The organism is Enterococcus sp. LJL51 (assembly GCF_049894025.1).
GTDB lineage: Bacteria > Bacillota > Bacilli > Lactobacillales > Enterococcaceae > Enterococcus_L.
In genome coordinates this window covers 1-16,367 of the sequence record NZ_JBNEQE010000001.1, presented here as the reverse complement: position 1 = coordinate 16,367, position 16,367 = coordinate 1, and the positions used below count along the sequence as shown (strand labels likewise).

Genomic DNA, 16,367 nt, shown 5'->3' with positions numbered 1-16,367 from the left:
ATATTAGGCTTTTAAGCTTTTGTATAAAAAAATCGAATGGAGCGTTTGGTAATGAAAAAAACTAAAATCGTATGTACGATTGGACCAGCAAGTGAAACAGTTGAAATGCTTGTCGACTTAATGAATGCGGGAATGAATGTCTGCCGTCTGAATTTCTCACATGGAGATTTTGAAGAACATGGCAACCGTATCAAAAATATTCGCGAAGCAATGAAAATCACTGGAAAAAGAGTAGCAATATTACTAGATACAAAAGGTCCTGAAATCCGTACGAACGATATGGAAAATGGCGCAATCACACTAAAAACTGGTGATGTTATCCGCATTTCCATGACTGAAGTACAAGGAACAAATGAAAAATTCTCTATCACTTATCCAGAATTGATTAACGATGTGACTATTGGTTCACATATCCTTTTAGATGATGGATTAATTGATTTAGAAGTTTCTGATATTGACCGTGATGCAAACGAAATCGTAACATTAGTTAAAAATGAAGGTGTTCTGAAAAACAAAAAAGGTGTAAACGTTCCTGGAGTTTCAGTAAATCTTCCTGGTATTACTGAAAAAGATGCAGCGGATATCCGTTTTGGTATTGAACAAGGTGTTGATTTCATCGCAGCAAGCTTCGTTCGTCGTGCAACAGACGTAATGGAAATTACTAAAATTTTGGAAGATCATGATGCAACACATATTCAAATCATTCCTAAAATCGAAAACCAAGAAGGAATCGACAACATTGACGAAATCCTAAAAATTTCTGATGGTTTAATGGTTGCTCGTGGAGACCTTGGTGTAGAAATTCCAACTGAGGATGTTCCAGTTGCTCAAAAAGAACTAATCAAAAAATGTAATGCACTTGGTAAGCCGGTAATTACAGCGACACAAATGTTGGATTCTATGCAGCGTAATCCTCGTCCAACTCGTGCTGAAGCGAATGACGTGGCAAATGCGATTTATGATGGAACAGATGCGGTTATGCTTTCTGGTGAAACAGCCGCGGGAGATTATCCATTAGAAGCTGTTCAAACAATGGCACGTATTGCTGTTCGTACTGAAGAAGCATTAGTGAATCAAGATGCATTTGCATTGAAACTTTATAGTAAAACAGATATGACAGAAGCGATTGGTCAATCAGTAGGGCACACAGCACGTAATTTAGGAATTCAAACAATCGTGGCAGCAACTGAATCTGGTCATACAGCCCGCATGATTTCTAAATACCGTCCAAAAGCTCATATTGTTGCGATTACTTTCTCAGAACAGAAAGCCCGTAGCCTGTCTCTTTCTTGGGGCGTCTCAGCTGTTGTTGCTGAAAAACCATCAAGTACAGATGAAGTATTCACATTAGCTACAAAAATTTCTCAAGACAACGGTTTTGCTAGTGAAGGCGACTTAATCATTATTACTGCCGGTGTTCCAGTTGGTGAAAAAGGAACAACTAACCTTATGAAGATTCAAATGATTGGATCTAAGCTTACACAAGGTCAAGGTATTGGTGAAGAAGCTGTAATTGCAAAAGCAGTTGTAGCTAAGTCCGCAGCAGAAGCAAATCAAAATATGGTTGATGGTTCAATCTTAGTTGTGAAAACAACAGATAAAGATTATATGCCTGCTATTGATAAGGCTGTTGCTTTGATTGTTGAAGAAGGCGGTTTGACTTCTCATGCAGCAGTTGTAGCAATTGCTAAAGATATTCCAGTAATTGTTGGTGCTGTTGAAGCAACTGACTTGATTTCAAATGATGAATTAATTACTGTTGATCCTAGACGTGGTATTGTATACCGTGGTGCTACAACAGCAATCTAATAATTAGATAAGAGATGGGACGGAAGTGTTTAGTCCTGAGAAATAGGCTGAAATTCACAAAAATTGCTTTTCAAAATTTTTGTGAATTTCGGCTTATTTTTAAAGGGCTTGTTTCTGTTCCCATCGCTTATCAAAATTCCATGTGAGCGGGATATGACTCGATGAGTTTATGTCCTGCTCATTTTTTTTCTGCTCTTTTTTTGTTTGAATTGAACATAATCGGCTGTCTCTGAACATTTAATATGCTTTACTATTTTTTTCATGAGATAGGGAGAAACTGGTAAATAAAGTTCATTTTTAAAGCGCAAATAGGAAGACCCTGTATGAATTTCAGCCACTTGTTTCAAATTGATAATTAATGATTGTGAATCAGTAAAAAAAACAGGAGAATGGAACTGATGTTTTATTTTACCTAAATAAACATTTACAAAAAAGGATTGTGTGGTTGTGACTACTTTAATTTTTCTTTCCCTAGAAAAATTCTCAACATAAAGTAATTCGGAGTAACTAATTTTTTTTCTTATGCGACTGTCTTGAAATAAGAGAACATCTTCCTCTTGTTTTTCCGTGTTCAAAGCTATAATGGCTTTTCTTAGTGTTATGAAAAGATATTCTTCAAATACGGGAGAAGTGACAGAACGATTTTTCAAAAGATAAGAGAAAGGTTCAATATTTTGTTCTAAAAGATTTAAAATTACTTTTTCAGAGGGAACAATATAGATTTGTTTTCCTCTGGGAGCTCTTTTTCTAAGAGTCTGTCCGATGTGGATACCTTCATCTGGCTCATTAAAACGAATATTAATTAAAAAGATTGCAGGTTCATTCTTAGATGCCTTAAAGAGTTTCTCTTTTGTATCACATAAAACAATTTTTTTGATATTCAAAAAATTAGTAGAAATAAGTTTGTCGATGATTGATTCAGTTATTGTTAAAAATAAATTGTTTGTATTATAGATATAAAGTATAGGCATGGCTAATCCTCCTTCGACAGCAGTAACCAAACAGATAGGGTGACGAAATTGCAAAGAAAAGAGATGGATTTGCAACAAGGTATATTAATTTTAAAAAAAAGTATTTATTATTTAAATGTAAGGATATATATAATGTTTACAATTTAAATATATCTAATAGAATGAAGTTTGGTCAACTAACATCTAATCAATCAAGTTTGATCGGTGCTGGAGGGTTCACTTCAAGAATACAAAGAAAATTATTAAAAAAAATCTATAAAAATATGAAAGTTATTTATTTTTGATAAGGGGAAAAAGAGGAAGTGATTTTTTTAATTGGGTACTGCTAAATAATCACATATATGACTGAGCTGTAGGAAAAGCAAGGGAGGTGGAAATGTGTTAATAGGAAAATGAGCGATAATAAGGAAGTGTTAGAGGTGAAGAAGCAGAAAGTATTCTTAGTTTGTATCATGTTTATTTTGAGTCTCCTTGTATTAAAGCCGTTGGAAGCAGTTTCGCAATCTGTAGGAGAAACCTCCGGACATATTGAGTTGACTGAAAATAATACGCCTACACCTCCAGTAAATCCGGAAGATCCTAGTCAAAAACTTCAACCAGTAGACCCCTATAACCCAGGAACAAATAACCCAGGCCCATTGTCTATAGATGTAGCTCCTATCAATTTTGAGTTTGGTGTTCAAAAAATGTATGTGTCTGAACATATCTATGAAGGCATTTCACAAGGAAGGGATCATGTAAGACAGTATATTCAAATTACAGATGCCAGAAATGCAGGAATTAATGGTTGGAAGGTTACAGTAAAACAGGATCGCTATTTATCTAGTGACTCTTACACATTGATGGGAGCAACCCTTATTTTGCCAGCTGGAGATGCTCGAAACAGCTTAAATATTCCCCCAACAGCCATTGATTCCAATTTGAAAACTGAATCTGTGGAAGTCAATATGTCGGAAGCAACATTGTTTAAAACTTTGACGGATGATAGGACAACTGGAAAAGGTCAGTCGGTAACAGTTTGGGAACCAAATCAAGTAAGATTAAAAGTTCCTGAAAATACAGCAAAAGCTGGTAATTATTCAAATACCTTAACTTGGACACTAACCGCAGTAGCAAATCCATAATACACATAAGGAGTGTTTTGATTATGAAAAAGAAAATAATAATTAGTGCAGCAGCAACGGTTTTAATGACAAGTCTCTTTCCATTATCAGTATTAGCAGACACAACACCTGGTGAGATTCATTTTTCTAATGATCAGACTGAAACTGGTGCGAAAGATCCTGATGATCCATCGCAGCCAGCAACACCAGGTGATGGACACAATAAAGAAACAGGAAATCCAGGACCGCTATCTCTTGATGTAATTCCTGTTAAATTTGATTTTGGAACAGTAAAAGCTTCTGTTACTGAAACAACATATCAAGCGAAATCAACAGATAGAGTTCAATATATTCAAGTAACAGATAAAAGAACAGATAAAAATGGTTGGACAGTTAAAGCGCAGCGTACAGAATTTCTAGATGAAAATGATGTAGACGGTTTGGCTGGATCAATCCTAACTATCCCAGCAGGATCTGCTAAAAATGAACTAACTGGATCTGCTACGCCAACGGGCCTACAAACAACTGAAGCCGCAATGGTAGCAGCCACAGAATATACAGTTTTTGAATCAGAAAATCAGAATAATGCTGGTAAGATGTCTTCTGTCAGCAGCTGGGCTGGAGATCAGGTTTCTCTAAAAATTCCGGGAATGACTGCAAAAGCTAAAGGATATTCTGCTACTATAACTTGGACTTTGGCAGCAGTAGCAACACCATAAAATAAATGAGGGGAAGAAGCGGTGATGAATAGGATGAGAAAAGCTAAAAGATGGACAGTTGTCCTCAGCCTGTTTTATTGTTATCTGGTGTTTTTCAATCAATCATGTCCTGTCTATGCGAGTGCAGAAACTAACACTGAAGACAGTTCTATCGGCTACAGCGTTCAAAAAATCGATTCTGAAGACTCTGAAAGCTCTTTTTACGATTTAATTGTACGGCCTGGAGAAAGAAAAGAAATTAAAGCCCGGATTATCAACACTGCTTCTGAACCGATTATTGTTGAGTCTGCTGTTTATGCAGCGCATACGAATGAAAATGGTGAAATTGCATACACCTCTCAAGCGGATAGCTATGATGAATCTCTTAGGTTTAAGCTGGATGATTTTACAGAAATCCAAGCATCTGATATTAAAGCAGAAATTCCAGCCAATGGAGAAAAAATTGTTACTGCTGTCATCATGGTGCCGGAAGAGGCAAAAGATGGTGTTATTCTAGGTTCTTGGTATTTTGAAAAAGCAAATCAAACAACAGAAAAAAAGAAACAATCTGGTATTCAAATTAATAATAAGTATAGTTATGCGCTAGCTATTAAATTAACCGTAAACAAAGAGATAGAGCAGCCCAACCTTAATTTGACAGGAATTACCAAAGGGTTAGGAAACTATCACAAAGCATTCTTTGCAAATGTACAAAATGATCAGGCTGCTATTATGTCTAAAATGAGCTTTCAAGCTGAAGTAATGAAAAAGGATGAGTATGAAGTTCTTTATAAAAATACAAGTGAAGATGTGATTATGGCACCTAATTCTAAGTTTTCATTCCCAATATTTTTGGGAAAAGATCAGATGAAGGCTGGAGAATATTCTATGCGTTTAATAGTAAAAACGCAGGATCCAAAATGGAGTAGTAAAACTTGGGAATGGTTGGAGCACTTTACTGTTACCCAAGATGAAGCGAAGAAAAATAATGAAAATGCAATCAATGATCCGCAACCAGAATCAATGGATATGACTTGGCTGATTGCAGGCTCTGTTCTTTTGTTCCTGTTACTTTTAGCAATTACGTATGTGTTGACAAAAAAGAAGCAGAGAAAGAAATCCACGAACAAGAAGCCGAATAGCAAAAAATCAAACAATAAGAAGCGTAAAAAATCAAGCTAACTTCTTAACCGGTGTAAAGCGAACCACAGAGAATAAGAGGTGTTTAACCTTGAAAAAAATAATAGTACTTCTCCTGCTTCTTTTTCTAGGATTGGTATATGCCCTACCAGTCAGCAGTTATGCTGATTCTGCTGGAAAAAGCGAAGTGTCTATTCTATTTGACGGTTGGGCAGAGGAACCGCTACAAAGCACAGAAGAATCAGGAGAGAAAAAAACTGAAAATGAAAGTGGTGTCATCTCGAAGAATGCAGGCGGCAGTTTTTTGAAATCTGGAGACACTGTTCAACTAGGAATAAAGCTGATAGGCTTTTTAATCATTTTACTAACAAGTATCCTTTACCTGCTTTTAAAAATGGAGAAGCAATCATCTGCAGGAGGTGAGGCTTAAATGAAGAAAAATGGAACTGTAATTTGTCTGCTAGTGTTGCTAACTGGCATTTTTGCCGCAGTGTTTCGCTTCACTCCTATTAAGGCTTCACCAGAAACATTTGCACTAACAGCAATTGACGGTGCGGATGAAGTATGGCTTTCTGAAGAGGAACTGATTTCTATTAGGCTCGTTGACAAACAAGCACTTGAGGGAAATCGTTACATTGTTCCATTGCCAGTTGGAGCTGTTTATCAAGAGATAATCGATAAAAATCAGGATAGTCAAATTCTATATGATAAAGAAAGACATCAATTAGAGATAAAAATGAATGGATTTGAGACTATTTTTCAGCTGGTTATTCCTGCTGATATGTTGAAACCAGTCAGTTTAACTGTGGAGAAGTTATCGATATCTGGTGAAAAAGATACGTCAGCTTCTCTTCAGTTATTAACAGAACCAAAAATAGAAGAAACTATTGATTCATTCCCTATTGTAGATGTCTTGGAAAAAAATCAAGTAGCAGCTAATGAAAGTCCACAAGTAACAACGCCTGAAACAACTATCGATTATACGGCTAGTCAAGTGGATGGGATAATGGATGTCAACAGCTGGGAGGGGCTGGTTACTGGAATGAATGATACAAGCGTCTCAGTAATCAATGTAACTGATTCCTTTGAAGTTCCTGATAATCCTCGCCCATCTTCTATCTCCAATTTTACACTGGGCACAACAAATAATGTGACTAACTCTGCGACTTTTGTAACTTTAAATGGGACTGGAATTGCCCGTAAAGTTGTTATTGAAGGGAATGGGCATACCATTGACTTTCGAGCTGTTTGTTTACGTGCGAATGATAATACTTGTACGAATACAGATGGCTGGGACATTGTATGGAAAGATTTAAAAACCTATCATGGCAATTGGTATGGTTTTATGACACTGAGTATTTTATCAAACGGAGTGAATGGAAATGAAGCAAAATCAAAATTGACTTTTCATAATATAGAAGCTACTGGAAATGAACTGCTTCATTCTCCATGGGGACAAGTATTTATGTCTGGCACTGTTAAAAATATTCAGGAAAAAAATTATACAAGTCCATTTCAAAGCAATTGGCAGATTTATAATGACAGTCAAGCGAACTTGGAAATTTGTAATTTGACACTATTGCCAAATACTACTTTTGAGGGAACGACTTTAAATTCTGGAAATATTCGGTTATATAATGGTGGTTCACTTGTGCTTGAGGAAGGCGCAGAGGTGACTTTGACCTCTGGTCCGAATGCAGTAGTAGGTGAAGCATACGGAGCAAATGTATTAATAGATAGTGGAAACTTACTTTTAAGGAGAGACTCTAAACTTAATCTGAATGTTCCACCAGGTCGTTTAGATGATCGAAGTCTGCATTTAAATTCAGAAAGCTCAAAAGTAGAAATTGGGTCTAGAGCGGAGTTAAATATTCGAGCATATGGGCATACTGGTGCAGTAAGCCTGGTTCAGCTTGAGTCAAAAGCAATTCTGGAAGTTGGCAGGGAAGGAAAATTAGATATCCAATCCACAGGGATGAACGCTTCTAACGCACCAATTATTAACGCAGTTGGAGAAGCTAAGTTTATAGTTGAAAAGTTGGGAATTTTCAATATTGTAAGCGATAGCACTTCAGCTTCCCATTATTTGCTGAATTTTACCTCACCTCAAGCAGTATTTGAATTTTCAGATGCACAATATGTGAATTTACAAAAATTGGGGGAAATATCGGGTACAAATGATCAAAATGGGCTGATTAATATGGCGCCTTACTATTCTCAAAGAGGGATTTTGGATGTCGATATTCAAAAGGTGAACATGTGGAATAGAGACAATTTGCTGGATAATCCTTCAGACAGTTGGAGTCCAATGTTTGGAGTGAAGCTTAGATATAATAATTACACTACAGAATTTGAAAGTGCCAGCTCATTAACAGAAGAAATGATTAACCGCTTTGAGACCGACTTCTCAACACGTAATGTACAAAGAGTGCAGTTTGAGTATATTCCTGATGTAGATTTGATTATTGATTCACGAGCTACAGATAATGAAGTTGATGCAGGATCTCAAACTGTGTATGGAATAACTAGTCCTAATGCATATGTCCGAATTCAAGATATTCCAGCGAATTCCTCTTTTGAGCCAGTGATTGATCCAGCGGACAACCAGCTTATTAGTCCAGTAACTAATCCAGGTGAAGCCAATCCGAAATTCACTGATAATTTTACTTTACAGGCAAATGATCAAGGGCACTACAGTTATACACTACCAGAAGGAAAATACTTTAAATCAGGAAGTGAACTTGCGGTTTATGCCTTTAAAGAAGGAAAATATTTAGAATTAACTCAAACTGTAGTGGATGAAACACCTCCTACAGCTTCAGCTGAAACCGTTTATGCTGTAAAAGATACACCAGCTCCAAATCCTGAGCTGTTTATAAAAAATCCTGAGGACAGTAATCCTTCGAACCAGCAGTTTTACTATGAGTATGTCAACCGTGAGCAAGTAGAAGGTTACATGCTGGCTGCGGGCGAGTATGAACTCGATGTCCTAGTAAAGGATGAAGCTGGAAATGCAACAACTGTTAAGGCACAGCTGATTGTCAGAGAGCAGATAGCTAGTTTAACTGCAGATGATGTAACAATTTATAAGGATACACTGAGTCATTTTTCAGAGGATGAGATAAAAAGATATATCCTTTCTATGGGAAATGCAGCAGCTGAAACGATTAGTAACGGACGCCGCTTGGAATTGACTGATCAAATCAAGGTGACTGACCTAGCTGGATTGGAGGCGACATCTGGAAGTGGGATTTATCAGATAAAGCTTGGAGTAAGCGCAACTGTAGAAAATGGTTTATCTCAAGATTTGGAGAAAGAAATCTCAGTTTTTGTTGTAAATGAAGGACCTTCAGGACCTGTAAATCCAGAAAATCCTGTAGAAGGCAGTCTGCCTCCAAATGGATCGGAAAACGGCGGTACGGGGAATCGGGGAACATTACGTTTAGACTACATTCCAAGTGTTTTTGACTTTGGGAATGTCACTGCCGCTATTCAAGACAGTACCTATTACGCTCAAAAGCCTAAAAACACGAGCAGTGAAGAGCTGTCTAAACAATGGGTGCAGATATCGGACGACCGCTTAACAGTTCATGGCTGGTCTTTAACTGCTGAAATGACTAGAGCATTTTCATCAGGAGATGAGCAGCTGACAGGTGCATTTATTACATTGCCGGCGGGAGAATTTTACAACACAAGAACAGGAGCTGCACAGGTAACAGATGGGAGCATTACAGGGAGCGAACTTGAAATCACTACATCCGCTAAAACTGTTTTTTCAGCCAAGGCTGATGGGCAAGCCGGGAAAAAGATTTCAACAAAAGTTTGGAATCCCGAGGAGGTAACGATTAAGGTAAACGGGGGTACTGCTAAGCCGAATAAAGAATATACTACAACGGTTAACTGGACGTTAACAACAACGCCAGGGAGTTGATATCTTTAATGCGTTGAAGAAGGATTAAATCACCACAAAAAAGCTGGACAGAAAACCAGCTTTTTTGTGGTGATTTAATATATTACAGTAAAATTTATATATTTACAGCAGGAAAAACAGCGATCCTATTGTTTTCTAGAGACACCAGCTGAATAGGTTCCTCATAAAAATCAGTTAAGACAGACTGATTAAACAACGTTTGTCTCAACCCTTTAGCAAAAATCTGTCCTTTTTTTAAAAGCAGCAGCTGTTGAAAACATGGGAGTATTTCTTCTGTATGATGGGTTACATAAAGTATTGTGGGACATGTAGGTTGTTGTGCAATCAATTGAATTTGTTTTAGTAGTCTCTCGCGAGCAAATAAGTCTAAACCATTGCAGGGTTCGTCAAGAATCAGTAACTCTGGATTTGTCATTAGCGCTCGACAAATCAAAACAAGCTGCCGTTCTCCTTGAGACAGTACGCGGTATTCTTTTCCAATTAGAGAACCTCCATCTGCGTTGATTAAAATTTCTTTTGCTGCTGCGGCCTCCTGCGGAGTGTATGCTTCATAGAGACCGATACTGGCAAATTTTCCGGATAATACAATTCGTTCTGCCGTTTCATTTTCATGCATTCTCTGCTGTAATGCTGTACTGACCCAGCCTATTTTTCTCTGAAGTTGTGGGATAGAGCTTTTACCAAATTTTTGCCCCAAAACAGTAATAGAACCTGAAGTGGGCCAGAGATACCCAGTAATAATTTGCAGGAGTAAGGTTTTTCCGGCACCATTTAAACCGAGTATCGCCCAATGCTCTTGATTGTTAACGTTCCAATTGATAGAATTCAAAAGAACCTTCTTTTCTCTTATTAGTGAAAGATTGCTGCAGTTAATGATTGTCATAAGCGGGCCTCCTCTATTCTTATCTATTAGTTTACCATTAAAATAAAATGAGATAACAGTTTTTTTGAAAACAAGAGAAAGAAAGCCGCAAAGAAAATTTCATTGACAAAGGGTCTATCCCCCTGTATAATAGCTTTTGTTGCTTAGGAGTGATAAAGATGAAATGGTCATTATTAGAATTGAATAAATATCAGGAAAGACCTCTGGAATTTGAAGAAGTTCTTGATGTAAAACAGTCCTTAATGAACAGAGACAAACAAATTCTTGATATTACTTCGGTAAAGGTAAATGGAATGCTGACAGTAGAAAAAAGCGGCTATTTATTATTCTATAAATTGACGACTATCCTAACAGTACCATCTTCTAGGTCTTTGGATCCGGTAGAACTGCCTTTGGAGTTAACTGTTGACGAAGTATTTATGACGAAAGAACAGTTCCAAGGGAAAGATGAACGATTATCCGCTGAAGAAATCATTCTGCTAGATACTGAAACGATTGATTTGACAGAATCTGTAGAAGATAACATTTTGCTGGGAATTCCATTGCAGGTATTGTCTAAAGCAGAAAAAGAAAGCAAAGACATGCCTAAAGGAAATGATTGGGAAGTTATCTCAGAAGAAGAATATGTCCAGCAGCGTGAGATAGAAGCAACAGAAACGATTGATCCTCGTCTTGCTAAATTATCTGAATTATTGAATGATGACTTAGATGATTAATTAGTTCAAGATTGGAATATATTGTGTATATTGTATACACAGATTTTTACAAGGAGGTGGAACAACAGTGGCAGTACCAGCTAGAAGAACTTCTAAAGCTAAAAAGGCAAAACGCCGTACACATTACAAATTGACAATCAAAGGTTTGAACGCATGCTCAAACTGCGGAGAAATGAGAAAGAGCCATCACGTATGTCCAGCATGTGGTCATTACGATGGTAAAAATGTAATGTCAACAGAAGCATAAAACATTTTTTAGAAAATGTTAAAATCCCTTAGGCTAACCATGGAGCCTAAGGGATTTTTTATTATAAGACTTGGAGTTTCAGCAGTGACTGTCTATAGAACTAAGTGATTTCTTGTATATCCAAAGAGTGTTTTCCGAAATGATGGAATAAAGAGCTGACATCGATTGATATCTTAAATTACTTCCAGTTTTTTCAGATGCTGCATGTCAAAGAATAGAAAAGAGTCACCCCTCCATATGATAAGAAGCGGTTTAAAAAAATAACTTTTTCAATTTTTAACCGAATTAAGTTTATAGTTAGAATGTTTTTTTCACCAACAGCTCATTTGTATTTAAGGGCGGAACCATTGGAAATTCAAACGATTTTGTTTCCAATACTTAGAAATTAAGCTATAATAAAATAGATTGTAATGAATTTTAGAGTTTTTAGTAAGTGGGAGGATGTATGATGACAAAACAGCAATTTGGCGTAGTGGGAATGGCCGTAATGGGAAAAAATTTGGCTTTGAATATTGAAAGCAGAGGGTACTCTGTTGCATTGTTCAACCGGACAGGTTCTAAAACAACCGAAGTGGTCGAAGAACATCCGGATAAAAATTTTAAAGCAACCTATACAATTGAAGAATTTGTCGATTCAATTGAAAAACCGCGTCGCATTATGTTGATGGTTAAAGCAGGCTTTGCTACAGATGCAACGATTCAAGAACTGCTTCCTCATTTAGATAAAGGGGATATTCTAATTGATGGCGGTAATACGTTTTTCAAAGATACCATGCGTAGAAATGAAGAACTAGCGAACTCTGGTATTAACTTTATCGGAACAGGGGTATCTGGCGGAGAAGAAGGGGCATTGAAGGGACCGTCAATTATGCCTGGCGGACAAAAAGAAGCCTATGAGTTAGTAGCACCAGTCCTTGAAAAAATTTCTGCAAAAGCAGAAGACGGCGAACCTTGTGTGACTTATATTGGTCCTAATGGAGCCGGTCACTATGTAAAAATGGTTCATAATGGTATTGAATACGGAGATATGCAGTTAATTGCTGAATCTTACGATTTGATGAAGAATATTCTTGGTCTGTCTGTTGATGAAATGGCAGATATTTTTAAAGAATGGAATGAAGGCGAACTGGATAGTTATCTAGTTGAGATTACAGCAGATATTCTGACGCGTAAAGATGATGAAGGAACGGATGCACCAATCGTCGATGTTATTCTTGATGCCGCTGGAAATAAAGGAACTGGTAAATGGACAAGCCAAAGCGCATTAGATTTGGGTGTGCCGCTTCCGCTGATCACTGAATCAGTATTTGCCCGCTTCATTTCTGCTTATAAGGAAGAACGTGTGAAAGCATCTAAAATTCTTTCTAAGCCAGCTGCTTATAATTATCAAGGAGATAAAAAAGAACTGGTTGAAAAAATCCGGGAAGCTTTGTATTTCAGTAAAATCATGAGTTACGCTCAAGGATTTGCACAGTTGCGTGTAGCTTCACAGGAAAATGAGTGGGATCTTCCATTTGGTGATATTGCGAAAATCTGGCGAGCTGGTTGTATCATCAGAGCACAATTTCTTCAAAAGATTACAGATGCCTACGAAAAAAATCCGGAAATTGAGAACCTGCTGTTGGATGACTATTTTGTAGAGGTTACTAAAAAATATCAACAGTCTGTTCGTGATGTTGTGGGAATGGCGGTTCAAGCCGGGGTGCCGGTTCCGACTTTTGCTTCCGCTATTGCTTACTATGACTCTTATCGTTCTGATCGTTTGCCAGCAAACCTGATTCAGGCACAGCGTGATTACTTTGGTGCACATACGTACGAAAGAACTGATAAAGAAGGAATTTATCATTACAGCTGGTACAATGAAGAATAAGAAATCGTTGTTTTCGCTAATCCAAAGCTGTGCGGCAAATATTTTCGAGAGATTTCACGGCTTTTCAGCGGGTACTATGATTGTATATACCCCATGCTAAAAATCTGGATTTATATAAGAAAATCATGTAAATGAGAGGAAAACTAGTTTTACTGGCTTTTTATATAAAAAGTAGGTATAATTGAAAAGCTGAAAATGGCTGCTATGAGAGAAAGGATAACGAATCAATGAGCAATATTCTAATTATTGAAGATGAAAAAAACCTAGCCCGTTTCGTTGAGTTGGAGTTGAAGCATGAAGGATATGTGACTGAAGTTCACTATAACGGACGGACAGGTTTGGAGGCCGCTTTAAGTGGCGATTGGGATGCAATATTACTGGATTTGATGTTGCCCGAATTAAATGGACTTGAAGTGTGCCGTCGTGTGCGTCAAGTGAAAAATACTCCTATTATTATGATGACTGCACGAGATTCTGTGATTGATCGCGTTTCTGGTCTGGACCACGGAGCAGATGATTACATTGTAAAACCTTTTGCCATTGAAGAATTGTTAGCCCGCTTGCGCGCGCTTCTTCGCCGAATTGACATTGAAGGGGACAAAAATATTGCAAAGCAGACAACAATTACGTATCGTGATTTGACGATTGAAAAAGAAAATCGTGTTGTTCGCCGCAACTCTGAAATGATTGAGTTGACAAAAAGAGAATATGAACTATTGCTGACATTAATGGAGAATGTTAATGTGGTACTTGCAAGAGATGTTCTCTTAAATAAAGTGTGGGGCTATGAAACGGAAGTAGAAACGAACGTTGTAGATGTTTATATCCGTTACCTGCGCAACAAAATTGATGTTCCCGGAGAAGAAAGCTATATTCAAACGGTTCGGGGAACAGGTTATGTGATGCGCTCGTGAGAAAGAGCCGATTTAAAGAAATAGTAAAACGAGAACTGAAAGGGCCCTCTTTGACTGTCAAGTGGGCTCTGGCAAGTTCTTTCTTTATATTCGTTGTATTTACAATCTTTGCAGTAATAACCTATAAAACATCTGTCAACCTCATTGTTGAAAAAGAACAGGAAAATCTGGAAAGAATTGTTATTGAAGTAACTAATCGACTATCTAATGCTGAAAACGAACTGACTGTTACTGAAGTATATGAAGCAATAAAGACGCCAACGCCTTCGGAAATTGGTGAATACAATCAGCGAACTGCTGTAGGTACATTACTGGAGATGGATAATGTGATAGCTGAGCTAGGGGCTCCAGCACTTTTTCTATCTATTTATGATACTAATGGATTGCTTCTATTTGAAACACAAAAAAAACCAACTGTGTTATTAGGAAAAGAAAAGCAGGAAGCAAAAATTGAAACAATAGGAGAAGATACCGGCTTTTTGATGATTCAACCAGTTAACTCTAAAAGTGCCCGTCAAAAAGTAGGCTACGTACAGGCCTTTTATGAGCTATCATCTTTTTATGAAATACGAAGCCGATTGCTTTTTACATTAATCCTATTAGAATGTATCTCTCTCATTTTAAGTAGTGTGTTGGGATTCCTGCTATCTTCTTATTTCCTAAAACCATTAAAACTTTTGAGAGATACAATGGAGATTGTCAGAAAGAATCCCCAGTCCGATGCTCATGTGCCTGCGATTCAATCAAGAGATGAACTTGCCGATTTAGCTGGAATCTTTAATGAAATGCTGGATCGAATGAGAAGATACATCGAACAGCAAGAACAGTTTGTTGAAGATGTCTCTCACGAATTGAGAACCCCAGTAGCTATTATAGAAGGGCATTTAAATCTGCTAAACCGTTGGGGAAAAGAAGACCCGGAAATTCTAGATGAATCGTTGAAAGCCAGTCTTCAGGAAATTGTTCGAATGAAAAGTCTGGTTCAGGAGATGCTGGATCTTTCAAGAGCAGAACAAGTGGATGTTCAATATGCAAACCATGTATCCAATGCTAAAGAGGTTGTTTATCAGGTCTTTAACAACTTTAAAATTCTTTACCCTGATTTTAGGATGACCTTAGATGATGATTTGCAGAATGAAGTAGTTTTAGGAATTTACCGTAACCATTTTGAACAATTGCTAATTATTATTTTGGATAATGCAGTAAAATATTCCACAGATAGAAAAGAAGTACACATTTCTATTTCGCGTTCGTTTAACGAATTTGAGATAGCAATACAAGACTTTGGTGAAGGAATCACAGAAGAAGAACTCAAAAAAATATTTAATCGTTTTTATAGAGTAGATAAAGCTAGAGCAAGAAATAAAGGCGGAAACGGTCTGGGACTATCAATCGCCAAACAATTAGTTGAAAGCTACAAAGGTAGAATTGATGCTGAAAGTGTAATAAATCAAGGAACGATTTTCCGAATTTATATCCCAATTGTTAAAGACATCGCTATAGACGTTTTAGAAACCACTTCATAAAAGAAGTGGTTTCTAAATTTTAATTGGAGTGAAAACCAAATGAGTTTCAATTAGAATAAAAATTGTAAGAATTGATAGATGAGATAATTCAGGAAAGAGAATATTTTTCCGAAGTTCGCCGAATAATTAATCACGAAATGTAAAAAATACGAATAAAAAAGCGAATGCTTTTACCTCATATATTTAGTTTGTTCGCTATCTAAAAAAAGCCTAAGAAAAAGTGAAATTATAGTTGCTTTTTTAGAATAGAATTGATATATTATTACATGTTCTGAGAGATAAAAAAAGATTTTAGTTTTATCTTGACGAAAACAGAATCTTCATGATAAGATAACAAAGCGTTAAAAAAATGATGGCTGTAGAAAGTTGATTTATCAGTAAAAAAGTTATTGACAAATAACAAAGAAGCTGATAAACTGAAACAGTTGTTACGAAACACAACAACGGATTGCCGAGTTCCATCAACTTAAAACTTTTTCAAAAAAAGAGTTGACATCTTATCGGAGATTTGATAAGATATAAAAGTTGCTGCGAGGCAATGATGTAGACCTTTGAAAAC

The 16,367-nt window shown here is 36.9% G+C and carries 13 protein-coding genes; 11 read left to right on the top strand and 2 right to left on the bottom strand.

Translation table 11 applies throughout. From position 1 onward, the window contains the following. The first annotated feature begins 51 nt into the window (after positions 1-51). The gene (gene pyk, locus ACPWSO_RS00065; RefSeq protein ID WP_426080710.1) at positions 52-1,809 is read left to right on the top strand and encodes a pyruvate kinase; all 1,758 of its coding nucleotides are present in this window, start codon (positions 52-54) and stop codon (positions 1,807-1,809) included. Positions 1,810-1,976: 167 nt separating this feature from the next. On the opposite strand, the gene ACPWSO_RS00060 is transcribed toward pyk, so the two are convergent. Further along, a complete protein-coding gene (locus tag ACPWSO_RS00060; protein ID WP_426080709.1) occupies positions 1,977-2,780 on the bottom strand; it encodes a LytTR family transcriptional regulator DNA-binding domain-containing protein in 804 nt (267 codons plus the stop codon). A gap of 419 nt (positions 2,781-3,199) precedes the next feature. On the opposite strand from ACPWSO_RS00060, the gene ACPWSO_RS00055 reads away from it, so the two are divergent. From ACPWSO_RS00055 to ACPWSO_RS00035, 5 genes are read left to right on the top strand one after another with little or no spacing between them, the layout of a single operon-like run. Beyond that, complete coding sequence (locus ACPWSO_RS00055) at positions 3,200-3,904, top strand: WxL domain-containing protein (protein ID WP_426080708.1); 705 nt, start codon at positions 3,200-3,202, stop codon at positions 3,902-3,904. 23 nt (positions 3,905-3,927) lie between these two features. After that, entirely contained in the window at positions 3,928-4,602 is a 675-nt protein-coding gene (locus ACPWSO_RS00050) for a WxL domain-containing protein (protein ID WP_426080707.1), read from the top strand. Between the two features lie 24 nt (positions 4,603-4,626). Continuing rightward, positions 4,627-5,763 (top strand): DUF916 and DUF3324 domain-containing protein, encoded by a 1,137-nt coding sequence (locus tag ACPWSO_RS00045; protein ID WP_426080706.1) that lies wholly within the window; start codon positions 4,627-4,629, stop codon positions 5,761-5,763. 49 nt (positions 5,764-5,812) lie between these two features. Next, positions 5,813-6,151: a hypothetical protein gene (locus ACPWSO_RS00040; RefSeq protein ID WP_426080704.1), complete on the top strand. Its 339-nt coding sequence runs from the start codon at positions 5,813-5,815 to the stop codon at positions 6,149-6,151. Beyond that, a complete protein-coding gene (locus ACPWSO_RS00035) occupies positions 6,152-9,652 on the top strand; it encodes a WxL domain-containing protein (protein WP_426080703.1) in 3,501 nt (1,166 codons plus the stop codon). Positions 9,653-9,746: 94 nt separating this feature from the next. Here ACPWSO_RS00035 and ACPWSO_RS00030 read toward each other — a convergent pair whose 3' ends face one another. Next, positions 9,747-10,535: an ABC transporter ATP-binding protein gene (locus ACPWSO_RS00030; RefSeq protein WP_426080702.1), complete on the bottom strand. Its 789-nt coding sequence runs from the start codon at positions 10,533-10,535 to the stop codon at positions 9,747-9,749. Between the two features lie 158 nt (positions 10,536-10,693). Between ACPWSO_RS00030 and ACPWSO_RS00025 the strand changes: the two genes are divergently transcribed. From ACPWSO_RS00025 to ACPWSO_RS00005, 5 genes are all read left to right on the top strand, one after another. Beyond that, on the top strand, positions 10,694-11,251 hold the full coding sequence (locus tag ACPWSO_RS00025) for a YceD family protein (protein WP_426080701.1): 558 nt from the start codon (positions 10,694-10,696) through the stop codon (positions 11,249-11,251). Between the two features lie 67 nt (positions 11,252-11,318). Beyond that, positions 11,319-11,498 (top strand): 50S ribosomal protein L32, encoded by a 180-nt coding sequence (rpmF, locus tag ACPWSO_RS00020; protein ID WP_426080700.1) that lies wholly within the window; start codon positions 11,319-11,321, stop codon positions 11,496-11,498. 448 nt (positions 11,499-11,946) lie between these two features. Further along, a complete protein-coding gene (gndA, locus tag ACPWSO_RS00015) occupies positions 11,947-13,368 on the top strand; it encodes an NADP-dependent phosphogluconate dehydrogenase (protein ID WP_426080699.1) in 1,422 nt (473 codons plus the stop codon). A 227-nt stretch (positions 13,369-13,595) separates the two neighbouring features. Further along, complete coding sequence (locus ACPWSO_RS00010) at positions 13,596-14,282, top strand: response regulator transcription factor (RefSeq protein ID WP_426080698.1); 687 nt, start codon at positions 13,596-13,598, stop codon at positions 14,280-14,282. Continuing rightward, positions 14,279-15,808 carry a HAMP domain-containing sensor histidine kinase gene (locus ACPWSO_RS00005; protein ID WP_426080696.1) on the top strand — a complete coding sequence of 510 codons (1,530 nt, stop codon included), beginning with the start codon at positions 14,279-14,281 and terminating at the stop codon, positions 15,806-15,808. Before ACPWSO_RS00010 ends, ACPWSO_RS00005 begins: the two co-directional genes overlap by 4 nt. Positions 15,809-16,367: the final 559 nt, after the last annotated feature.

What these genes read in the sequence shown, in the direction of transcription:
- gndA (WP_426080699.1), top strand. Translation starts at nt 11,947, where the DNA reads ATGACAAAACAGCAATTTGGCGTAGTGGGAATGGCCGTAATGGGAAAA.
- ACPWSO_RS00025 (WP_426080701.1), top strand. Translation starts at nt 10,694, where the DNA reads ATGAAATGGTCATTATTAGAATTGAATAAATATCAGGAAAGACCTCTG.
- ACPWSO_RS00050 (WP_426080707.1), top strand. Translation starts at nt 3,928, where the DNA reads ATGAAAAAGAAAATAATAATTAGTGCAGCAGCAACGGTTTTAATGACA.
- ACPWSO_RS00030 (WP_426080702.1), bottom strand. Translation starts at nt 10,535, where the DNA reads ATGACAATCATTAACTGCAGCAATCTTTCACTAATAAGAGAAAAGAAG.
- ACPWSO_RS00010 (WP_426080698.1), top strand. Translation starts at nt 13,596, where the DNA reads ATGAGCAATATTCTAATTATTGAAGATGAAAAAAACCTAGCCCGTTTC.
- ACPWSO_RS00060 (WP_426080709.1), bottom strand. Translation starts at nt 2,780, where the DNA reads ATGCCTATACTTTATATCTATAATACAAACAATTTATTTTTAACAATA.
- pyk (WP_426080710.1), top strand. Translation starts at nt 52, where the DNA reads ATGAAAAAAACTAAAATCGTATGTACGATTGGACCAGCAAGTGAAACA.
- ACPWSO_RS00035 (WP_426080703.1), top strand. Translation starts at nt 6,152, where the DNA reads ATGAAGAAAAATGGAACTGTAATTTGTCTGCTAGTGTTGCTAACTGGC.
- ACPWSO_RS00045 (WP_426080706.1), top strand. Translation starts at nt 4,627, where the DNA reads ATGAATAGGATGAGAAAAGCTAAAAGATGGACAGTTGTCCTCAGCCTG.